The sequence below is a fragment of the Achromobacter sp. 18P8.1.1 genome (assembly GCF_057799415.1).
In genome coordinates this window covers 1-21,669 of record NZ_JBYOKH010000006.1, presented here as the reverse complement: position 1 = coordinate 21,669, position 21,669 = coordinate 1, and the positions used below count along the sequence as shown (strand labels likewise).

General features: G+C 64.9%; 19 protein-coding genes and 6 tRNA genes. 21 read left to right on the top strand and 4 right to left on the bottom strand.

What is annotated here, in order from left to right:
* The first annotated feature begins 188 nt into the window (after positions 1-188).
* The 6 genes from yajC (at position 189) to AC27VE_RS06260 (ending at position 5,670) form a co-directional block, all read left to right on the top strand.
* Positions 189-530 carry a preprotein translocase subunit YajC gene (gene yajC / locus AC27VE_RS06285; RefSeq protein ID WP_175177388.1) on the top strand — a complete coding sequence of 114 codons (342 nt, stop codon included), beginning with the start codon at positions 189-191 and terminating at the stop codon, positions 528-530.
* Positions 531-640: 110 nt separating this feature from the next.
* Positions 641-2,521 (top strand): protein translocase subunit SecD, encoded by a 1,881-nt coding sequence (secD, locus tag AC27VE_RS06280; protein ID WP_006222712.1) that lies wholly within the window; start codon positions 641-643, stop codon positions 2,519-2,521.
* 54 nt (positions 2,522-2,575) lie between these two features.
* A complete protein-coding gene (gene secF, locus AC27VE_RS06275) occupies positions 2,576-3,511 on the top strand; it encodes a protein translocase subunit SecF (protein WP_006222711.1) in 936 nt (311 codons plus the stop codon).
* Positions 3,512-3,843: 332 nt separating this feature from the next.
* Positions 3,844-4,158 carry a helix-turn-helix domain-containing protein gene (locus AC27VE_RS06270; protein WP_006222710.1) on the top strand — a complete coding sequence of 105 codons (315 nt, stop codon included), beginning with the start codon at positions 3,844-3,846 and terminating at the stop codon, positions 4,156-4,158.
* 76 nt (positions 4,159-4,234) lie between these two features.
* Positions 4,235-4,912, top strand: a complete 678-nt coding sequence (locus AC27VE_RS06265) for a VOC family protein (protein WP_488703346.1) — start codon at positions 4,235-4,237, stop codon at positions 4,910-4,912.
* A gap of 47 nt (positions 4,913-4,959) precedes the next feature.
* Positions 4,960-5,670: an alanyl-tRNA editing protein gene (locus AC27VE_RS06260; protein WP_488703345.1), complete on the top strand. Its 711-nt coding sequence runs from the start codon at positions 4,960-4,962 to the stop codon at positions 5,668-5,670.
* Positions 5,671-5,740: 70 nt separating this feature from the next.
* Here AC27VE_RS06260 and AC27VE_RS06255 read toward each other — a convergent pair whose 3' ends face one another.
* Positions 5,741-6,508, bottom strand: coding sequence for a phosphatase PAP2 family protein (locus AC27VE_RS06255; protein WP_088589601.1), 768 nt, complete (start codon positions 6,506-6,508; stop codon positions 5,741-5,743).
* A gap of 170 nt (positions 6,509-6,678) precedes the next feature.
* On the opposite strand from AC27VE_RS06255, the gene miaB reads away from it, so the two are divergent.
* From miaB to lnt, 5 genes are all read left to right on the top strand, one after another.
* Entirely contained in the window at positions 6,679-8,127 is a 1,449-nt protein-coding gene (miaB, locus tag AC27VE_RS06250) for a tRNA (N6-isopentenyl adenosine(37)-C2)-methylthiotransferase MiaB (RefSeq protein ID WP_006222706.1), read from the top strand.
* Positions 8,124-9,149 (top strand): PhoH family protein, encoded by a 1,026-nt coding sequence (locus AC27VE_RS06245; protein WP_280029683.1) that lies wholly within the window; start codon positions 8,124-8,126, stop codon positions 9,147-9,149. The genes miaB and AC27VE_RS06245 overlap by 4 nt, the downstream gene beginning before the upstream one ends.
* A complete protein-coding gene (ybeY, locus tag AC27VE_RS06240; protein ID WP_088589599.1) occupies positions 9,139-9,615 on the top strand; it encodes an rRNA maturation RNase YbeY in 477 nt (158 codons plus the stop codon). Before AC27VE_RS06245 ends, ybeY begins: the two co-directional genes overlap by 11 nt.
* Positions 9,616-9,776: 161 nt before the next feature.
* Positions 9,777-10,667 carry a CorC family transporter gene (locus AC27VE_RS06235; RefSeq protein WP_488703344.1) on the top strand — a complete coding sequence of 297 codons (891 nt, stop codon included), beginning with the start codon at positions 9,777-9,779 and terminating at the stop codon, positions 10,665-10,667.
* Positions 10,664-12,292, top strand: a complete 1,629-nt coding sequence (gene lnt, locus AC27VE_RS06230; RefSeq protein WP_315141156.1) for an apolipoprotein N-acyltransferase — start codon at positions 10,664-10,666, stop codon at positions 12,290-12,292. The genes AC27VE_RS06235 and lnt overlap by 4 nt, the downstream gene beginning before the upstream one ends.
* A 7-nt stretch (positions 12,293-12,299) precedes the next feature.
* On the opposite strand, the gene AC27VE_RS06225 is transcribed toward lnt, so the two are convergent.
* On the bottom strand, positions 12,300-13,355 hold the full coding sequence (locus AC27VE_RS06225) for an aldo/keto reductase (RefSeq protein WP_315141154.1): 1,056 nt from the start codon (positions 13,353-13,355) through the stop codon (positions 12,300-12,302).
* A gap of 363 nt (positions 13,356-13,718) precedes the next feature.
* On the opposite strand from AC27VE_RS06225, the gene AC27VE_RS06220 reads away from it, so the two are divergent.
* The 9 genes from AC27VE_RS06220 to AC27VE_RS06180 all read left to right on the top strand — a co-directional run bounded on the left by AC27VE_RS06220 (position 13,719) and on the right by AC27VE_RS06180 (position 18,333).
* A tRNA-Ala gene (locus tag AC27VE_RS06220) sits at positions 13,719-13,794 on the top strand.
* Positions 13,795-13,827: 33 nt separating this feature from the next.
* Positions 13,828-13,903, top strand: a tRNA-Glu gene (locus AC27VE_RS06215).
* Positions 13,904-13,981: 78 nt separating this feature from the next.
* A tRNA-Asp gene (locus tag AC27VE_RS06210) sits at positions 13,982-14,058 on the top strand.
* A gap of 106 nt (positions 14,059-14,164) precedes the next feature.
* Positions 14,165-14,240, top strand: a tRNA-Ala gene (locus AC27VE_RS06205).
* Between the two features lie 47 nt (positions 14,241-14,287).
* Positions 14,288-14,363, top strand: a tRNA-Glu gene (locus tag AC27VE_RS06200).
* A gap of 72 nt (positions 14,364-14,435) precedes the next feature.
* Positions 14,436-14,512, top strand: a tRNA-Asp gene (locus AC27VE_RS06195).
* Between the two features lie 168 nt (positions 14,513-14,680).
* Positions 14,681-16,195: a PAS domain S-box protein gene (locus AC27VE_RS06190; protein ID WP_427960402.1), complete on the top strand. Its 1,515-nt coding sequence runs from the start codon at positions 14,681-14,683 to the stop codon at positions 16,193-16,195.
* Positions 16,196-16,447: 252 nt separating this feature from the next.
* Entirely contained in the window at positions 16,448-17,473 is a 1,026-nt protein-coding gene (gene bioB / locus AC27VE_RS06185) for a biotin synthase BioB (RefSeq protein ID WP_488703343.1), read from the top strand.
* On the top strand, positions 17,470-18,333 hold the full coding sequence (locus AC27VE_RS06180; RefSeq protein WP_488703404.1) for an EamA family transporter: 864 nt from the start codon (positions 17,470-17,472) through the stop codon (positions 18,331-18,333). The genes bioB and AC27VE_RS06180 overlap by 4 nt, the downstream gene beginning before the upstream one ends.
* An 11-nt stretch (positions 18,334-18,344) precedes the next feature.
* On the opposite strand, the gene AC27VE_RS06175 is transcribed toward AC27VE_RS06180, so the two are convergent.
* The gene (locus AC27VE_RS06175) at positions 18,345-19,781 is read right to left on the bottom strand and encodes an MFS transporter (protein WP_488703342.1); all 1,437 of its coding nucleotides are present in this window, start codon (positions 19,779-19,781) and stop codon (positions 18,345-18,347) included.
* An 86-nt stretch (positions 19,782-19,867) separates the two neighbouring features.
* Positions 19,868-20,371 carry a peroxiredoxin gene (locus tag AC27VE_RS06170; RefSeq protein WP_006222696.1) on the bottom strand — a complete coding sequence of 168 codons (504 nt, stop codon included), beginning with the start codon at positions 20,369-20,371 and terminating at the stop codon, positions 19,868-19,870.
* Positions 20,372-20,611: 240 nt separating this feature from the next.
* Between AC27VE_RS06170 and AC27VE_RS06165 the strand changes: the two genes are divergently transcribed.
* Entirely contained in the window at positions 20,612-21,037 is a 426-nt protein-coding gene (locus AC27VE_RS06165) for a hypothetical protein (RefSeq protein WP_088589590.1), read from the top strand.
* The last annotated feature ends 632 nt before the right edge of the window (positions 21,038-21,669 follow it).

Sequence of the window (21,669 nt, the reverse complement as noted above, 5' to 3'; positions counted from 1 at the left end):
CAATAAGATAGATACAATAGTCGGCTTGCCCTATCCATGGCTCGCGCGGGGATGGGTGCATAAAAACACAGCTAAAGTATGGCCGTGACTCGCCGTGACCCGCCATGATCCTTCATGGCATAGAAAATCCGGGCATGGCCAGCCCAGGCAATAAACAACCCAAACAGACTTAAACGCAGGAGAATTCAATGTCCGTTATCGATACCGCCAGCCTCGTCGTGGCTCAAGCCGCCCCTGAAGGCAATGCGCTGATGGGCATGCTGCCCATCGTCTTGATGTTCGTGATCCTCTATTTCCTGATGATCCGTCCCCAGATGAAGCGCCAAAAAGAGCACCGTAACCTGATCGCCGCACTGGCCAAGGGCGACGAAGTGGTCACCGCCGGCGGCATGCTCGGCAAGGTCACCAAGGTCAACGACAGCTACGTGACTGTTGAAGTCTCCGAACTGGCCGACAAGCCGGTGGAAGTGATCATGCAGAAGTCGTCGGTTTCGACCGTGCTGCCCAAGGGAACCATCAAGGCCCTGTAAGCGTCCCATAGGAGCCCCGTCGGGCTCTTTTGTCCGATGGCGCCTACCGCCGCCCGCTGCGCTTGCCGCTCGGGCGGCCCTTTCATCACTCTTACATGAAGTAGCCGGCAATGAACCGCTATCCCCTCTGGAAGTACATTACGGTCCTGATCGCGGTCATCATTGGCCTGCTGTACACGCTTCCCAATTTCTACGGCGAATCCCCTGCCGTCCAGGTTTCCAGCGCCAAGGCCACCATCAAGGTGGATCCGGCCATGCTGAGCCGGGTCGAGCAGATCCTGACGGACGCCAAGATCCCAAATGAAGGGGTCTTCTTCGAAACCAACGGCACGCTCGGCACCGTGCGCGCCCGCTTCACGTCGACCGACCTGCAATTGCAGGCCCGCGACCTGATCGACAAATCCCTGAACACCGTCGCCGGCGACCCGCACTACACCGTGGCGCTGAACCTGCTGCCCGCGTCGCCCGCCTGGATGCGCGCGATGGGCTGGTTCGCCCCCAAGCCTATGTACCTGGGCCTGGACTTGCGCGGCGGCGTGCACTTCCTGCTGCAGGTCGACATGCAAGGCGCCCTGACCGCCCGCTACGACTCGCTGGCCGCCGACGTGCGCTCGGTGCTGCGCGACCAGAAGGTCAACGTGGCCGGCGTCGAACGCTCGGGCATGGGCGTTGCCGCCACCTTCGCCAACACGGACGATCGCGACCGCGCCATCTCGACCCTGCGCACCCGCCTGCCCGACCTGGAATTCACCGAACGCGAAGAAAACGGCAAGCAGCTGCTGATGGGCGCCCTGAACCCGGCCGCCGTCCAGCGCGTGCAAGATTCCGCGCTGAAGCAGAACATCAACACCCTGCACAACCGGATCAACGAACTGGGCGTGGCCGAACCGGTCATCCAGCAACAAGGGTCCGACCGCATCGTGGTGCAGTTGCCCGGCGTGCAAGACGTGGCCAAGGCCAAGGAACTGCTGGGCCGCACCGCCACGCTTGAAATCCGTATGGTCGACGACACCCCCACCGCGCAAGCCGCGCTGCTGGGCGGCACCGTGCCCTTCGGCCTGGAGCGCTACAACGACCGCGACGGCCGTCCGATCCTGGTCCGCCGCCAGGTCGTCCTGACGGGTGAAAACCTGCAAGACGCCCAGCCGGGCCGCGATTCCCAAACGCAGCAGGCCGCCGTCCACCTGACGCTGGATTCCAAGGGCGCCCGCATCTTCCGCGACGTCACCCGCGACAACATCGGCAAGCGCATGGCCATCCTGCTGTTCGAAAACGGCAAGGGCGAAGTGGTCACGGCGCCGGTCATCCGCAGCGAAATCGCGGGCGGGCAGGTGCAGATCTCGGGCAGCATGAGCTCCGAAGAAGCCGCCGACACCGCCCTGCTGCTGCGCGCAGGCGCCTTGGCCGCACCGATGTCCATCATCGAAGAACGCACCATCGGCCCGAGCCTGGGCGCCGACAACATCTCGAAGGGCTTCCATTCGACGCTGTACGGTTTCCTGGCCATCGCCGTCTTCATCATCCTGTACTACCACCTGTTCGGCGTGTTCTCCACGGTCGGCCTGACCCTGAACGTGCTGCTGCTGCTGGCGCTGCTGTCCATGCTGCAGGCCACGCTCACCCTGCCAGGCATCGCCGCTATCGCGCTGACGCTCGGCATGGCCATTGACTCGAACGTGCTGATCAACGAGCGGATACGGGAAGAGTTGCGGGCGGGCGCCACGCCGCAGCAAGCCATCCATCAGGGGTTCGAACGCGCCTGGGGCACCATTCTTGACTCGAACCTCACGACGCTCATCGTGGGCCTGGCGCTGCTGGCCTTCGGTTCGGGCCCGATCCGGGGCTTCGCCGTGGTGCACTGCCTGGGCATCCTGACTTCGATGTTCTCGTCGGTGGTGGGCGTGCGCGCCCTGGCCAACCTGTACTACGGCCGCAAGAAGAAGCTCACCACGATCTCCATCGGTGAAATCTGGAAACCGAAGGCAAACTGAACATAAAGCGGGCGGCGCAAGCCGTCCGCCACAGCAAAGAACCGAAGGCGAAAAATGGAATTTTTCCGGATTCACCGCACTATCCCGTTCATGCGCCATGCGTTGGTGCTGAACATCATCAGTCTCGTCACGTTCATCCTGGCGGTCTTCTTCATCGTGACCCGCGGGTTCCACCTGTCGATCGAATTCACCGGCGGCACGGTCATGGAAGTCAACTACGCCCAGACGGCGCAGCTTGAAAACGTGCGCGGCGTGGTGTCCAAGCTGGGCTACACCGACTTCCAGGTGCAGAACTTCGGCACCTCGCACGACGTGATGATCCGCCTGCCGCTGCAGGAAGGCCAAACGTCGGCGACCCAAAGCGAAACCGTCATGGCCGCGCTGAAGACGGCCGATTCCGGCGTCGAACTGCGCCGCGTGGAATTCGTCGGTCCTCAGGTCGGCCAGGAGCTGCTGCACAACGGCCTGATGGCCTTGCTGGTGGTGGTCATCGGCATCATGGTCTACCTGGGCTTCCGCTTCGAATGGAAGTTCGCCGTCGCCGGCGTGATCGCCAACCTGCACGACGTGGTGATCATCCTGGGCTTCTTCGCGTTCTTCCAGTGGGAATTCTCGCTGTCGGTGCTGGCGGGCGTGCTGGCGGTGCTGGGCTACTCCGTGAACGAATCCGTGGTCATCATGGACCGGATCCGCGAGAACTTCCGCAAGTACCGCAAGGCGGACGTGCACGAAGTGATCAACAGCGCCATCACGCAGACCATCTCGCGAACCATCATCACGCACGGTTCGACGCAGATGATGGTGCTGGCCATGCTGTTTTTCGGCGGCCCCACCCTGCACTACTTCGCCATGGCACTCACCATCGGCATCTGGTTCGGTATCTACTCGTCGGTGTTCGTCGCCGCCGCGCTGGCCATGTGGATGGGCGTCAAGCGCGAAGACCTGATCAAGCCGGTCAAGAAGGATGGCGAAGAAGGCGAAGTCGCCTGACCTGCTTCGCGCGTCAAACAAAAACCCGTCGCTTGCGACGGGTTTTTTGCTTTCTGAGCCCGTGGAAAGCCGAGGCCGGCCTCGGTTTCCACGACTAGCCGCATTGTCCTATGTCCGATTACCTTGGCCGCTCTCGCCAAGAAGGCAGATTGACTTATATATCCGAACAGGTATATTCATGAAAACCGACTGCCCTAGGGCGTTGCATTGGGAAGGCTCCTCCAAGAAAGACTTCAAGACATTCCCCGTGGCCGTTCAAAAAAGCATGGGCATGCAGTTGTATGTCATTCAATCAGGCCGTTGACCCGTCACGACCCAAACAGGAGCCCCCGATGACCCAATCAAGCACGAGCACCCGCAACGTCTTATACGACCTGGGTTTTGAGGACGCCGCCGACTTGACCGCGAAAGTCCAATTAGCCATCAAATTCAATGATTTGATCGACCAACGCGGCCTGAATCAAACCGAAGTTGCCACGCTGACCGGCATGACCCAGCCCAAGGTGTCGCAGATCCGGCGCTACAAGTTGCTGAACGTCTCGTTGGAGCGGCTGATGCAAGCGCTGGTCTCTCTGGACCAGCATGTAGAGATCCGCGTGCGCAAAGCCCGCCAGTCCGACACTGCCGCCATCACGGTCACCGCCTGACCCGGCCACTGTACCGACCGTCCGCTTACCGGTGTACGGGTACGAATGCGCCAGCATTGGCTACCATAGGAACACCATGAAACTATCCATCGATCATCTCGTCATCGCCGCGGCGGACCTTGCCAGCGGCACGCACTACGTTGCAGACCTTCTGGGCATCGCGCCGCAAGGCGGCGGCGTCCACCCGCGCATGGGCACCCATAACCGGGTGCTGGGCATGGCCGACGGCATCTACCTGGAAGTGATCGCCATCGATCCCGATGCGCCGCCGCCCGAGCGTGCGCGCTGGTTTGGACTTGACCAGGGCGACGTGCGCGCACGCCTGGAACAGGGGCCGTTCCTGGCGCACTGGGCGGCGCGGGTCGAAGCGCCCATGGACCTGACCCGCATGCAGGCCGAGCATCCCGAGCGCATCGCGCCCGTCATCCCCATGACCCGGGGCGACCTGCGCTGGCGCTTGACGGTGCCGGACGATGGCAGCCTGCCGGTCTGGCGCGAAGCCGGCCATGCCGCAGGCGATGGCCTTCTGCCCACGCTGATCCAATGGGACGTGGACGCCTACCCCGGCATCAGCCTGCCGCGCCAACCCTTGAAGCTGGTCCGCCTGACGGGCAGCCATCCGCAGGCCGGCCTGCTGCGCCAGGGCCTGACCTGGATGGGCGCAGACACCCTGATCGACCTTGAACAAGCCAGCGGCACCCCGCGCCTGTGGGCGCAGATCGATACCCCCCAGGGCGTCAAGACGCTGGCATGACCCCACCCGATAACAACAATTCAACTCGCCAAACCGGAGACCACCCTATGCCCGCCACCCGCAAACGATTCGACGACGAGCCCTACCTGGGCCAGTGCGACGCCACCGTCATCGCCGTGAATCCCGAGGGCATCGAACTGGACGAGACCGTCTGCTACGCGCGCAGCGGCGGCCAAGCGGGCGACAGCGGCACGCTGACCCTGGCGGACGGCCGCGTCCTGACGCTGACGGACACCGTCTACGCCGACGACCGCCAACGTATCCTCCACGTGCTGGAAGGCGACGCCGCCCCGCAAGTCGGCGACCGCGTCACCGTGTCCATCAATTGGGCCCGCCGCCACCGGCTGATGCGCCTGCATACCTGTCTGCATTTGCTGGGTTCGCTGGTGCCCGCGCCGGTGACCGGGTGCAGCATTTCCCCCGACTCCGCCCGCATCGATTTCGACCTGCCCGAGTCCACGCTGGAGAAGACGGATCTGACCGAACGGCTGAATGCGCTGATCAACCGCGGCCTCGACGTCGCGGTCAACGGCATCACGCCCGAAGAACTGGCCGCGCAACCCGACCTGGTCCGCACGGTGGGCGCCGCGCCTCCTGCCGGCACCGCCAAGATCCGCATCATCGACATCCCGGGCGTCGACCGCCAGCCCTGTGGCGGCACGCATGTGCGCAATACGACAGAGATCGGCGCCATCGCCGTCACCAAGATCGAAAAGAAGAGCCGCACCAACCGGCGCGTGGTGGTGGGCTTCGCTTAAAGCGGGCCCCCTCCGACGCCATGAAAAAAGGGCCGCGAATGGATCGCGGCCCTTTTTTTCGTGCGGACGTTCAGCCCTTTTTCCACCACCGCCACGGCGCGCGCAGCGGCCATTGGTACTTGCTGCACAGCACGCGAGGCGCCAACACGTGGCCGACCAGCACGGCGATGCCCGCTGCGGTCATTACGTCGGACAGGTAGTGGTCCAGATTGACCAGCCGGCTCATCGCCACCAGCGCCGCCAGCAGCAGGAAGGCCGCGCGCCAGCGCGGGGCCAGGATGCCCAGGACGACCGCCACGGCGAACGCGGCGTAGGTGTGGCTGGAGGGAAAGGAATTGAACTGCTGCACGCGCGAAAAGGATTCGCCCAGCCCGTAGATGCCTTTCTCGAAAAACAATTCGGGACGGGCCCGCGCCACCGACCGTTTCAGCACCAGCACCACCAGCCCGCCCACGGCCATCGTGGACAGCATCAGCAGGCTGCCGCGCGCCATGCTGGCGTAGCTCATGCGCAAGGGGTTGCGCCAGCCGCGCGCCAGGCCGATCAGGCCAACGACGTAAAAGGCCAGCGCCACGCCGATGTACGGGCCGCTCTCGCCCATTTGCCCCACCCATTCGAAGGACTCGTTCACGCCGTCGGACACCGACTGCTTGATCCAGATGGCCAGCGGCAGATCCACCCAGCGGGCGCAGGCAGCGGCCGCGGCAGCCAAGGCAACGCCCAGCAGCAACCAGGTGGCCAACGAGAACGGATTGCGGACTTCGTCCGGTACGGGCAGGCCAGGCGCGGCGGGGGCCGCAGGAGCGGCGACCGGAGGCGTCATGGGATTGGGTGTCATCGGTACCGCTCAAAGAAAATGAGAAATATTACCGCCCGCTGAAAGCCGGCCGGACCGCTATCGTAACGGCGACCGCCCGCGGCACCAAGAAACAATTTTCGCGCAAGGGTTAAAATTCCGCCTTTCCAGCCCATCAGCCCCCGGGATCTACACCCGTCACGGCGACCATCATGCAAGCTACCTCCCTGAAGCGCGGCAACGCGCCCGACGGCGGCAACGCCGCCTCCCCCCTCGCAGACGCCCTCGAAAACACCGGCGCCGGCTCCCCCCGCAAGCTGTATATCCGCACCTTCGGCTGCCAGATGAACGAGTACGACTCGGACAAGATGGCCGACGTGCTGCGTGGCGACCAGGGCCTTGAGCTGACCGATAACCCGGAAGAGGCCGACGTCATCCTGTTCAACACCTGTTCGGTGCGCGAGAAGGCGCAGGAAAAAGTCTTCTCGGACCTGGGCCGCGTGCAGCACTTGAAGAAAACGAACCCGAATCTGGTGATCGGGGTCGGCGGCTGCGTGGCCAGTCAGGAAGGCGCGGCCATCGTCAAGCGCGCGCCCTATGTGGACGTGGTGTTCGGCCCGCAGACCCTGCACCGCCTGCCCGACCTGATTGCGCGCCGCCGCGCCGAAGGCCGGTCCCAGGTGGACATCAGCTTCCCCGAGATCGAAAAGTTCGACAACATGCCGCCCCCGCGCGTCGACGGCGCGACCGCGTTCGTCTCGATCATGGAAGGCTGTAGCAAGTATTGCAGCTTCTGCGTCGTGCCTTACACGCGCGGCGAGGAAGTCTCGCGCCCCTTCGAAGACGTGCTGGTCGAAGTGGCCGACCTGGCCGACCAGGGCGTCAAGGAAGTGACGCTGCTGGGCCAGAACGTGAACGCCTACCGCGGCAAGATGGAAGGCACGGACGACATCGCCGACTTCGCCATGCTGCTGGAGTACGTGCACGAGATCCCCGGCATCGAACGCATCCGCTACACGACCTCGCACCCCAAGGAAATGACCCAGCGCATGGTGGACGCCTACGCCCGCCTGCCCAAACTGGTGTCGTTCCTGCACCTGCCCGTGCAAGCCGGCAGCGACCGGGTGCTGGCCGGCATGAAGCGCGGCTACACCACGCTGGAATTCAAGTCGGTGGTCCGCCGCCTGCGCGCCGCCCGCCCCGACCTGACCCTGTCGTCCGACTTCATCGTGGGTTTTCCCGGCGAAACGGAAGAAGACTTCGAAAAGACGATGAAGCTGATCGAGGACGTCGGTTTCGACACCTCGTTCTCGTTCGTCTACTCGCGCCGCCCGGGCACGCCCGCGGCCGACCTGACCGACGATACGCCGCAAGACGTCAAGCTGCGCCGGCTGCAGCGCCTGCAGGCGCTGATCAACGAGCAGGCGGCCACCATCGCCCGCAACATGGTCGGCACGCGCCAGCGCCTGCTGGTGGAAGGCCCCTCGCGCCGCGACCCCAACGAACTGATGGGCCGCACCGAGAACAACCGCATCGTGAACTTCGCCGCGCCCGCGCGGCTCATCGGACAAATGGTCGACGTCATCATCACCGAAGCGCACACCAATTCGTTGCGCGCCCGGGTGGCAGACGTGGACCGCGTTCCCCAAGAGGCCGAATGACCACTCCCCGTTCCCGCGCCCGTCGCAGCATGCCCGCCGTCGTCAACCTGGACGGCGACAACACCCACCTGGCCAATCTGTGCGGCCCGCTGGACGAAAACCTGCGGCAGCTTGCCGACGGCATGGGCGTCAAGCTCTCGCGCCGCGGCAGCCGCGTCACCATCGAAGGCGAACAGGCTGAACTGGCCGGCCGGGTGCTGCGACGCTTCCATGAACAGGCCGTGCACCGCGCCCTGTCCGTCGACGACATCCAGCTGGGCCTGGTCGAGATCGGCGTGGGACGGCTGGAAGAGAAGCAGAAGGACGAGCCGGCGCGCGAAGCCGACCCGCTGCCCGCCCTGGACGACGAAAGCGACGGCATCGCGCTGCGCACCAAGCGCAGCGACCTGCGCCCGCGCACGCCGCGCCAGCGCGACTACCTGAACAACATCCTCAAGCACGACATCACCTTTGGCGTGGGCCCCGCTGGCACCGGCAAGACCTGGCTGGCCGTGGCCTGCGCCATCGACGCGATGGAACGCGACACGGTGCAGCGCCTGGTGCTGACCCGGCCGGCCGTCGAAGCCGGCGAGCGGCTGGGATTCCTGCCCGGCGACCTGGCCCAGAAAGTCGACCCGTATCTGCGCCCGCTGTATGACGCGCTCTACGATCTGATGGGCTTCGAGAAGGTGCAACGCCTGTTCGAAAAGCAGACGATCGAGATCGCCCCGCTGGCCTACATGCGCGGCCGCACGCTGAACCATGCCTTCGTTATCCTGGATGAAGCCCAGAACACCACGCCGGAACAGATGAAGATGTTCCTGACGCGCATCGGCTTCGGCAGCAAGGCCGTGATCACCGGCGATCCGTCGCAGGTGGACCTGCCGCGCGGCCAGGACAGCGGCCTGGCCCATGCGGTCAAGGTGCTGCACGACGTCCAGGGCATCGCCACCACCCGTTTCACCAGCCGCGATGTCGTGCGCCACCCGCTGGTCGCCCGCATCGTCGACGCCTACGATCGCGCCTCCGAAAATGAAGCCTGAGCTGTCCCTGTCCGTCCAGTACGGGGTGGAAGAACCCCGCCTGCCCCGCTGGCGCCTGCGCCGGTGGGCTGAACGCGCCCTGGCCGCCGCGGCGCAAGACGGCCTGGTCGAATTTTCGGCCGCCGAACTCAGCCTGCGGCTGGTCGGCGCCGCCGAAGGCCGCCGCCTGAACCGGGATTTCCGCGAGCGCGACTACGCCACCAACGTCTTGACGTTTGAGTACGGCGTGGATCCCCTGGGCGTGGCCCGCGGCGACATCGTCATGTGCGTGCCCGTGCTGGTGCGCGAGGCCCGGGAACAGCGCAAGCCGCTGCTGGACCACGCCGCCCACCTGACGCTGCACGGCGTCCTGCATTCGCTGGGCTATGACCACATCAAGGCGCGTGACGCCAAGCGGATGGAAGCCCTGGAAACCGCCACGCTGGCGCAGATGGGCATTGCCGATCCCTACGTCGCGGCAGACTAGCGCCCGGCGCGGGCACTTCGGGTCTACCCCTAGAAATTGCAGGAAAATGGCGCCAAGCAAGACGCAGATGCCGTCGATTGGCCCCATTTTCATGGCCCCCGTTACAAACGGGAAGCCAGTTTCGGTTATGCTGGCCCCTCCATAACTTGTCCTCCCGGACGATGTCTGACCCTTACCCTGCTCCCGAAGCGACCTCTGCTCGCTCAGCCAAACCCGCCACCAAATCCCTTCTAGACCGCCTGCTTTCCCTTGTGCGCCGAGAGCCCGAGGACCGCGAAGGCATCAAGGCCATTCTGGAAGCCGCGCACGACCGCAACCTGCTGGACGCTGAGTCCTACAAGATGATCAAGGGCGCGCTGGCCGTGTCCGAGGGCACCGTCGGCGACATCATGGTTCCGCGTTCGCGCATGGACCTGCTGGACGTCACCCAGCCCATCCCCTATCTCGTGGCCACGGTGATCGAAACCGCGCATTCGCGTTTTCCGGTCTACGAAGGCGACCGCGACAACATCATCGGCATCCTGCTGGCCAAGGATCTGCTGCGCTGCATGCTGGAACCCGGCATCGAAGTGCGCACGCTGGTCCGCCCCGCCGTGTTCATCCCCGAATCCAAGCGCCTGAACGTGCTGTTGCACGAATTCCGCGCCAGCCGCAACCACCAGGCCATCGTCATCGATGAGCATGGCGGCATTTCCGGCCTGGTCACGATGGAAGACGTGCTGGAGCAGATCGTCGGCGACATCGAAGACGAATTCGACGAAACCGAAGAAGACTCGATCTTCCCGGAGGGCGAAAACCAGTGGCGCGTGCTGGCCGCCACGGATATCTCGCACTTCAACGAGGTGTTCGGCTGCCAGTTGCCCGACGACGAATACGACAGCGTCGGCGGCTGGATGGGCGGCCAATTAGGCCGCATCCCCCGCCGTGGCGACATCGCCGAATTCGACGGCCTGCGCATGGAAGTGGCGCGCGGCGACGCCCGCCGCGCCATCTGGCTGCGCGTCAAGCGCAACACCCCCACCCAAACTTCCCGCCCCGCCGACGACGCATGAGCCGTACCCCGCGCAGCCGACTCCTGCGCGGCGCCGCCGGCTTGATGCTGGCGGGCGCCGTGCACGCCCTGACCTTCGCGCCCGGCCCCTTGCCGGATTGGGCGCTGGCCATCACGCAGATCCTGGCGCTGGCGATCGCCGCGCGCGTCACCCTCACTGCCCCGTCGGCCAAACAGGCCTGGGCGCGCGGATGGCTGTTCGCGTTCGTCACCTACGCGGTGGGTCTGTACTGGCTCTTCATCAGCATGCATCGCTACGGCGATCTGGCCGCGCCGCTGGCGGTGGCCGGCGTGCTTGCGCTGTCTTCCTTCCTGGCGCTGTTTCCCGCCACGGCCAGCGCGCTCGCACGCCGCTACACGCCGCTGGAAAACGGCGCGCCGCCCTCCCGCATCCTGGCCGCCACACTGGCCTGGGCCGCGCTGTGGGCAGGCTTCGAATGGCTGCGGGCCGTGCTGCTGACCGGCTTTCCGTGGCTGAATATCGGTTACGCGCAGGTCGACAGCCCCATCGCCGGCTGGGCGCCCATCGTCGGGGTGCACGGCATGGCGTTCGTCGCCGCGTTCGTCGCGGCCGCGATCGCCAGCCTGTGGCAACCGTCCCGCAAAAAGGCCATGGACTCGCGCCAGGCACTGGCCGCCGGCATCGCCGTCGCGCTGGCCGCCGCCGGCTGGCCGCTGTCGCGCGTGGACTGGTCCTCGCCCACCGGCGATCCGCTCAACGTGCGGCTGGTCCAGGGCAACATCGAACAGTCGCAAAAGTTCGATCCCGCCCTGCTGGAACAAAGCCTGGTGCGCCACCTGGAAATGACGGCGCTGCCGCCGGCGGCGGGCGTTCCCGCCCCGCAACTGGTGATCCTGCCCGAAACCGTGCTGCCGATCTTCCAGGACCAGCTGGATCCCCGCGTCTGGGACGCCTGGCGCGGCGTGGCCGCGCAACGCAACATGACCATCGCCATGGGCGTGCCGCTGCACGACCGCGTCAATGGCCGCGACCGCTACACCAACAGCGTGATGGGCTTTGACGGCAATACGCCGGTCGAACAGCTTGTCGCCGGTAGCACCGCCATGCGCTACGACAAGCGCCACCTGGTGCCCTGGGGCGAATACGTGCCGCCGGGATTCCACTGGTTCGTGGACATGCTGAACATCCCGCTGGGCGATTTCGACCGCGGCGGGGAACGCCAGACGCCCTTCGCGGTGGGCGGCCAGCACATTGCCTTCAACATCTGCTACGAAGACCTGTTCGGCCCCGACCTGCTGCCGGCGCTGCTGCCCGGCCCGAACGGCGAGGCGGGCGCGACCATCCTGGTCAACGTCAGCAATCTGGGATGGTTCGGCGATTCATGGGCTTTGCGCCAGCACCTGCAGATCGGCCGACTGCGCACCATGGAAACCGCTCGCCCGATGCTCACGGCCACCAATACCGGCATCACCGCCGCCATTGATGCCAAGGGCCATGTCGCCGCCCAGCTTGCGCCTTTGCAGGCGGGCGTGCTGCCGGTGTCGGTGCAAGGCATGACGGGCCTGACGCCCTACGCGCGCTTCGGCGACAAGATCGCGTTGGCGCTGGTGGGCCTGGCGCTGATCGCCGCCTTCGGCAGTAGCCGCAAAACGCGCCGCGGCTGATCGGGACTCAGGCGAAGAGGTTGGCGGGCAGCTTGCCGCTGTCTTCCGGCGGGCGCAGCGGTCCGGCACCCGCGCCCGTCAATTCGATGGCCTCGGCGACGGCATCCAGGTCGTCGCCATCCAACTCCAATTCCGCAGCGCCCAGCAGCCCGTTGACCTGAGCGGCGCTGCGCGCACCGACGATGGCGCCCGTCACCCCGGGCCACGCCAGCGTCCACGCGGCAGCTACCGCCGCGACGGTCGTGCCATGCCGTTCAGCGATGGGTTTGAAAGCGTCGGCCAGGGCCAGATTGCGCGTCAGATTGGGCGGCATAAATTCCGCATGGCGCGCGCGCCAGTCGTCCGCGGGCAATGCGCGGGCGCGCTCGGCTGAAAAACCGCCGGTCAGCAGGCCGGATTGCATCGGGCTGTAGACGATCACACCGACGTCATGCGCCGCGCACCACGGAATCAGGTCGGCCGCGGCTGCGCGCTGGATCGCCGAGAATGGCGGCTGCAGCGAATCCACGTGGCCCAGCGCTTCGGCATCCTGCAATTGCGCCAGGTTATGGTTCGACAAACCGATGGCGCCGACCTTCCCCGCCTGCTTCAAGTCCAGCAGTTCCTGCCAGTAGCGCTCGATCGGCGTGCCGTCGCCCGCCGGCCAATGCATCTGGTAGAGGTCGATGCGTTCGACTCCCAGCCGCCGCAACGAGTCCTCGACTTCACGGCGAATGCTGGCGGGTGCGCCCGTACGGCGCGGCGTCGCCATCGGGTTCTCAGCAGACCACGTCAGCCCGCATTTGGTGAAGACATAAGGCCTGTCGCCGGGCGCCATCTGCGCCAGCGCCCGCCGCACGATTTCTTCGGAATGCCCCAACCCGTACACCGCCGCGGTGTCGATCCAGTTGATGCCACGGTCCACCGCCAGGCGGATGGCGGCGATGGAATCGGCGTCGTCCTGCGGCCCCCAACCCACCGCCCAGCCATTGCCGCCGATGGCCCAGGCGCCCAGGCCGATACGCGTGATGGCCATGCCGCTGCGTCCAAGCGGCCGGGTGGGAAACGAAGTCTGTGTGCTCATGCCAGGTACCCGAGTGAATACGACCGAATTTTTTTCACGCGAAAGGCGCATGATGAATAAAAAAATTCACTCCCACCATAGCATCTGCACAAGTCTTTGATTTTCTTGGAATCTGCATCAATGGACCACGGCCCGTAATTCGCCGGATCGCGCACAAAATGCGCAAAAAAGGCGATCCAACCCCAGTTTTTTTGCCCGTTTTACGCTTTTTGCCGCAAAGCGACTTGCACACCCGATTTTGTTCGTGCATAATCTCGTTTCTTCGCCAACGGCACTAAACAAAACCGGCAACGAACTACGAAAAAGCGCACTATAAAACGTGTGTTTCGATCGTAAAACGTAGCAGGAATTGATTAGAAGAACGGGGGTATAGCTCAGCTGGGAGAGCGCTTGCATGGCATGCAAGAGGTCAGCGGTTCGATCCCGCTTACCTCCACCAGCCCAAAGCGAAGAAAGTAGTTTGTAAGTCCAAGTCCCCTTCGTCTAGAGGCCTAGGACATCACCCTTTCACGGTGAGTACAGGGGTTCGAATCCCCTAGGGGACGCCAGTTTTTCTGGCATGCAGGTCGCAGTAAAGCAGTAGATAAGTGCAGTTGAAGTGACAAAGTAGTTGAGTAAGCCGCTGCGGAGCGGTAGTTCAGTTGGTTAGAATACCGGCCTGTCACGCCGGGGGTCGCGGGTTCGAGCCCCGTCCGCTCCGCCAAAAGCTCTCTCGCTCTGAGTCTTTCAAGAGCTCCGTCTTCGGGGCTTTTTGCTTTTATAGAGTGTGAGACCTTGTTGTCTGTAGTGTGAGACATCAGGGCGCCCTGGGGGGTATAGCTCAGCTGGGAGAGCGCTTGCATGGCATGCAAGAGGTCAGCGGTTCGATCCCGCTTACCTCCACCAGTACGCAGTACCGTAGTAAAGTTGTTTTGCAGTTCTGTTCAGTTCAGGTCCCCTTCGTCTAGAGGCCTAGGACATCACCCTTTCACGGTGAGTACAGGGGTTCGAATCCCCTAGGGGACGCCAGCTTTTTCTGGCATGTAGTACCAAGCTGCCTTGACACCGCAGTGTAGTGATGAAGTTCAAGTAAACCGCTGCGGAGCGGTAGTTCAGTTGGTTAGAATACCGGCCTGTCACGCCGGGGGTCGCGGGTTCGAGCCCCGTCCGCTCCGCCAAGCACTTTGTGCTTGATCGCATGGCAGCACATCGCTGAAGCTCCGGATTCCGGAGCTTTTTGCTTTTCTGCGCCCGCCGCACTCTCTACCCTCCCCCCCGCCGCGAAGACTCGTCCGTTTTGCTCTCTGGACAGCAGCGTCGTGCGCCTTCATCCTGTGTGCTCATGCATGCGAACCGAAGAGGCCTACGTGACCGAAAACGCCGCCACACCCCAAGCGCATCGCCAACACCTGCAAAGCATCATCGCGGGTTTGAATGAAGGCATCATCGTGCTCGAACCCGACGGCGCCATCGCCTGGGCCAACGACAGCGCGCTTGAACTGCACGGCGTCGAAACGCTGACGGAATTGGGCGGTACCCCCGCCGGCTACCGCAAACGCTACACGCTCACCTACCGCAACCATCATCGCGTTGCCGCCCGCCAATATCCCCTGGACCGGCTGGCAGCCGGCGAACCGTTCGACGACCTGCTGGTGGACCTGGGCCGCAAGGACGACGAGGACTTCCTGCGCAACCTGCGCGCCCGCGGCCTGAACCTGGACAGCGACAACGGCGTCGACTACCGCGTGCTGATCCTGCACGACCAGACTGCCCAACTGAACGCCGAGCAACGCTTCGAACGCACCTTCGGCGCCAACCCGGCGCCGGCGTTGATTTGCCGGCTGTCCGATCTGCGCTACGTGAAAGTGAACCAGGGGTTCCTGGAGATGACGGGCTACACGCGCGAAGCCGTGCTGGGCAAGTCGGCGTATGAAATGGACGTGCTGGACGGCGGCGAAGACAAGGAAGCTGCGGTCGCCAAATTGAATGAAGGCCAGACCATCGCGCAACGCGAAGGCGTGGTGAAGACAGCCGATGGTGGCGCGAAGTTTGTGATGGTGGCCGGACAACCCATCGATATGCAGGACGAGCCCTGCATGCTGTTCACCTTCATCGATCTGGAAGCGCGCAAGCGCACCGAAGTTGCGCTGCGTGAAAGCGAAGAGCGCTTCTCCAAGGCGTTCCTGCTGGCGCCGGTGCCGATGGCCGTGTGCGAAGGCGACACCCTGCATGTGCTGGACATCAATGAAGCGTTTGCAGCAGTCACCGGGGCCGAGCCTGAAGCCAGCGTGGGCCAGGCCCTGACCGACTTGGGGCTGCAGCCCTACGAGGGCATGGCGGCCAGCCTGAAGCGGGGAGAAAGCGCCCGCAACCGCGAAGCCACGTTAAGCACGCAGGACGGCGGCAAGCTGGACTGCCTGGTGTCGGCGGAACCGGTGATGATCGGCGGCCAGCGCCGCCTGCTGATCGTGATGCAGGACATCACCGAACGCAAACGCTCCGAGACCGAACTGCTTGCCGCGATCGAGGCGGTGATGCAGGACACGTCCTGGTTCAGCCGGGGCATCATCGAAAAGCTGGCGCAACTGCGCGAGCCCGCACCCGCGACCCGCGACGTCGCAGAGCTGGCGCAGTTGACGACCCGTGAACGCGAAGTGCTGGGCCTGTTATGCCAGGGCCATGACGACGACGGCATCGCCAAGAGCCTGAAGTTATCGCGCAACACCGTGCGCAACCATGTGGCCACGATCTACAGCAAGATCGGCGTGCACCGGCGCAGCGCGGCGATCGTTTGGGCGCGCGACCGGGGCATCACGGGCCACGAATCGACGCGCATCCGGGCCAAACCGGGCAAGGAATAGCGTGCCAGGCCCAACATTTACAATTGGAATCAAAATATCCGAGGGTGCGGCGTCAGCGAAGATGACGCCGCGTTAATCCTCGGCAGCGTCCAAAATCTTCGATTTCTGGAAAATCTGGCGCTAACTGCCCTGCATTTTCCGCATCCGCTCCTGCATTGCGCAAACCCTGCGCAGGTTCTTACGATCCGCCGATCCCGCCCTTGCTTTCCGGCAAGCGGCGCGATTTCCGGAAAGACCGACAGGAGCCCGTTCATGCAGACCGCCTACATCCCCGTCCCGACGACGTCCAAGCACTTGCCCGCGCCCGCCTGGAGCGCCGTCGACGTCATGGCGCTTTACGAGCTGCCCTTCATGGACCTGGTGCATCGCGCCCAACAGGTCCACCGCGCCCACTTCGATCCGAACACCATCCAACTGTCCAGCCTGCTGTCGATCAAGACCGGCGGCTGTCCGGAGGACTGCGCGTATTGCCCGCAGTCTTCGCACTACGACACCGGGCTGGACGCCGACAAGCTGATGCCGCTGGCAGACGTGGTTGCCGCCGCCCGCGCCGCGCAGGCAGGCGGCGCGCAGCGCTTTTGCATGGGCGCCGCCTGGCGCAGCCCGAAACCGCATCACCTGGAAGCCGTGGCCGAGATGGTCACCGCGGTCAAGGCGCTGGGCCTGGAGACCTGCGTCACGCTGGGCATGCTGCGCGACGGCCAGGCTGAACAGCTGAAAGAGGCCGGCCTGGACTACTACAACCACAACCTGGACACCTCGCCCGAGTTCTACGGCAAGATCATTTCCACCCGCACCTACCAAGACCGCCTGGATACGCTGGACCGCGTGCGCGACGCCGGCATCAACGTGTGCTGCGGCGGCATCGTGGGCATGGGCGAATCGCGGCGCGAACGCGCCGGCCTGATCGCGCAGCTGGCCAGCATGGAGCCCTACCCCGAGTCGGTGCCGATCAACAATCTGGTGCAGGTCGAAGGCACGCCGCTGGCCAACGTCGAAGCCCTGGATCCGTTCGAGTTCGTGCGCACCATCGCCGTTGCGCGCATCACCATGCCGCGTGCAGCGGTCCGCCTGTCGGCCGGGCGCGAAGCGATGGACGATGCGTTGCAGGCGCTGTGCTTCATGGCGGGCGCCAACTCCATGTTCTACGGCGACGCGCTGCTGACCACCGCCAACCCGCAGATGGAAGCCGACCAGCGCTTGCTGCAACGCTTGGGGCTGCGGGTGGACGCCTCGCAGCGTCATCACCAGCCCGTCGAAGGCGCCACGTGCCGCTGACGCCTGGCGTGCTGTATCTGCTGGCCAGCGTCACGTGCAGCGTCACCGTCGCGGTGCTGCTGAAGCTGGCCCGCCGCTACGAGGTGGACGTGCGACAGGCCGTCGCCGTGAACTACGCGGTGGCCGCCCTGCTTTGCTGGGGCGTGCTGCGCCCCGATCCGTCCACCTTGGTGACGCCGCACACGCCCTGGGCCGTGCTGGCCGCCCTGGGCGTGCTGCTGCCCAGCGTCTTCCTGGCAATGGCGGCTGCGGTGCGCCATGCCGGCATTGTGCGCAGCGACGCGGCGCAGCGCCTGTCGCTGTTCATTCCCCTGCTGGCCGCGTTCTTGCTGTTCGGCGAACCCGTCAGCGGCCGCAAACTGGCGGCGATCCTACTGGCGTTCAGCGCGCTGGCCTGCCTGCTGCGCCGCCCTGCCTCCACCGCACAACCGTCCGCGGACAGCCGGGCGGCCTGGTTATGGCCCCTGGTGGTCTGGGCGGGTTATGGGGTGATCGACATCCTGTTCAAGCAAGTCGCCCGCGCCGGCACCGCCTTTGCCGGCGGCCTGTTGCTGGCCTTCATACTGGCGGGCGTGCTGATGCTGGGGGTGCTGCTGTATCGCCGGATCCGCTGGGAACGCCGCCACGTGCTGGCGGGCGTGGCGCTGGGCCTGGCCAACTTCGGCAATATCCTGACCTATATCCGCGCCCACCAGTCATTGCCCGAGCACCCGGCCCTGGTGTTCGCGTCCATGAACATGGGCGTGATCACGCTGGGCACGCTGGTCGGCGCCCTGGCCTTCCGCGAGCCGCTGACCCGCGTCAACCTGCTGGGCATCGCCCTGGCGCTGGCCGCCATCGTGCTGATGGCGCCCTGGTAGGCGCGCACGCCTCAGGTGCCGGTACGGCGCTCGCGTTCGACGGCGTCCTCGGCCTCGGGCGCCCCCGAGTCGGTTGCCGCAGCACCGGCTGCCGCAGCCTCGGCTGTCGGCTCCTCCGCGGCTGTCGGCTCCTCCGCGGCTGCAGGCTCAACGACCGGCGGTGTGGGCGCCGCCGACGGATCGGGCTGCACCATTTCCATGGCGATATCGTTCTCGGGGTCCACGCGCGGATCCAGCACCGCCGCCGCGGGCGAGCTTTGCAGCGTGTCGGGCATGGGCACGAAATGGGTCGGCGCTTCGTCGACCTGATGCGCGCCCGTGACGCGCGTGGGACGCACCTGCCAGACCAGGATCAGCGCGCAGGCAGAAATGAAGACGTAGTACATGCTGGGCCCGGCCAAAGACATCAGCAGGCCCGCGACCATCGGGCCGATACAGGCGCCCACGCCATAGGTCATGAGCAGCACGGCGGACAGGCTGACACGGCGCTCGGATTCGACGTGGTCGTTCGCGAACGCGGCGCCCAGCGGATACAAAGTGAACTGCAACACGCCAAAGACGCACGACAAGGCCACCATGGCCCAGTACGGCAAGACCAGCCAGCCCCACATCACGGTGGGCAGCAGCACCAGCAGCAAGGCGTTGAAGCGGATCAGCCCGGCACGGTTGATGCGGTCGGACAGCCAGCCCATCGGCCATTGCGACAGCAGGCCGGCGGTGACGGCGGCGGCAACGAAGATCGCAGCCTGGGACGTGGACAAGCCATGCTTGGCGCCATAGACGGCCGCCAGGCCATAAAACGCCCCGGAAAGGTTGCCCGCCACGAACAGCACGGTCATCGACAACGGCACGCGGCGCATGAAAAAGCGGATGTCCAGCGGCGCCGGCAACGGCGTGGGCGGGTGCGAGCGCGCCGTGACGGCGATCGGTACCAGGCACAGCACCAGGCACATGGCCACCAGGGTCAACGGCCGCAGGTCCAGCGTGGCATAGGCGGTCAGCGCCAATTGCCCCAGCACCGTACCCAGGCCGGACACCACCATGTAGACGGAAAACACGCGGCCGCGCTGATGGTTTTCCGTCTGTTCGTTCAGCCAGCTTTCGATGACCATGAATTCGGTCACCATCACCACGCCGGAAATGATGCGGAACACCAGCCAGAGCGGCATGGAATCGACCAGCGTCTGCGCCAGGATCATGCTGGTGGCAATGGCCGCACAGGCGACGAACGCCCGGATATGGCCTACGCGGATGATGAGCTTGTGCCCCAACCGCGCCCCACACACCAGGCCCAGGTAGTAGCCGGCGATCAACACGCCGATCCACACCTCGCTGACCGACTGCGCAGTCAGGCGCAAGCCCATGTAGGTGTTGAACAGACCCGTGCCGATAAGCATCAGCAAGGTCGCGAAATACAGCGACGAGAAAGAAGAGAGGGTGGCGAGCATGGCGTTGGCAACCGCTGCTGGCATTAGCACGGCAGGCTGCAAAGGCAGCCTGCCGCGTTGAGCGGTAAAACAGGAACTACGTTAGATCAGGCTTGCGACAACATCGTGGCGGCGTCGCTGACTTCGAACTTGCCAGCCGCTTCCACGTTCAGTTGCTTGACCACGCCATCGACGATCAGGGCCGAGTAGCGTTGCGAACGCACGCCCATGCCGCGTGCGATCAGATCCAGTTCCAGGCCGAGTTCCTTGGTCCACAGGGCCGAGCCGTCAGCCAGCATGCGGACTTTGCCGTCGGTCTTCTGTTCGCGGCCCCAGGCGCCCATGACGAACGCGTCGTTGACGGACACGCACCAGATTTCATCCACGCCCTTGGCCTTCAGCGCAGCGGCTTGCTCGACGTAGCCAGGCAGATGCTTGGCCGAGCAGGTCGGGGTGAAGGCGCCCGGAACGGCGAACAGCGCGATGGTCTTGCCGCGGGTCAGGTCGGCGACCTGGAACGCGTTGGGGCCCAGCGAGCAGCCGGCGGTTTCGGTTTCGATGAATTCGGTCAGGGTGCCATCCGGCACGCGGTCGCCGACTTTGATCGTCATGTAAATCTCCAGGATGTAGGGGTGTTGCATTGAGGCAGGAGCGCCTCACAACCTCCATCATAGTTCCTGTGCGGTCTGCCTGCTGCCCGACAAGGCTCGGGAAAAAAAGATGCACAGTCTGAAACGACTCCACACCCCCGCATCACCGCATGGAAACGGCTGCTTGCCATAATGATGTAGTAACCCACGCCCGCCGCGTCCGGGTTGACCGGCGCGCGGGCATCAAGCGGAGATTCACCGATGCGCAAGATCTTGACTGGCCTGGCCTGGGTCCTGGCCACCGCCGCCGCCCCGGCCTGGGCGGCCCCGGACGCGAACGAACAGGCCCAATACGATTCCTTCGTCGTCGCCGCAGGCGCCTCCAACGGCGCCGCCCGCGCCTGCGGGGCGTCCGAACCCGACCTGGCCCAACACCAGGCGACCGCCAAGAAGAACCTGACGCAGTACGCGCAGGAATACGGGTTTTCTGCGAGCGGCTACGAGGCGCTTTATCAGAAGGGCTTGAGCGAAGGGAAGACCATGATGGACGAGATGAAGCGGTCCGGCGTGGACGGCTGCCGGGGAGTCCTCGGGAGTTTTCAGAACGAGCGCGTGATCAGTTACGAGGATATGAAGAATGCGCTGGCTGAGGTGAGCGATGGGTTACCGGGGGAGAGTGCGCAGTAGTTTTTTTTGGCTTTTTTAGCGTTGAAGGTTGGGTTCTTTAGACGCCCGGCGCGGCGGTGGCCCGGGGCGCGGGGGGCAACGATTGCGGTCCGGAGCCTTCGCTCCGGACTTCCCCCTTGTCATCCTCGTTGTTGCCTGCGGCAACTGCCTTCGGATTCCCTCGGGCTGATCGACGCCCCCCGCACCCCGGGCCACCGCCACGCCGGGCTCTGATAGTTGCAATCTGGCGTCAGCGGGGACGGACGGGGTTCTTGAGGTCCTTGCGCACGGTGGGGTGGGTGGGAAGATCTTGCGGTGCCCGCCCCCGGCCGGCCGCGCGGGCGGCCTTGGGGAGCTTACGCGGTGTCTTGCGTCGTGAGGATGCTGATCGCAGGGCACGTGTGGCCTGGCGCCGTCGTCGGCCCCATGATGGGTTGCGCGCGATGCACGTCACTATCCTGATGCCGAATGTGCCGCGCTCCACCCATCCTACGATATGAGAGGACGCGCACCACGTGTCACGAATAACGATTGGGTCGTCAGATGAGAGACCGTGCGGTAACGCACGACAGTCTCCCTCTTAGACGGGTGGGGGGGGGGCGGGGGGGGGGGGCCGGCCCCCGCCCCCCCCCCCGCCCCCCCACCCCCCCCCC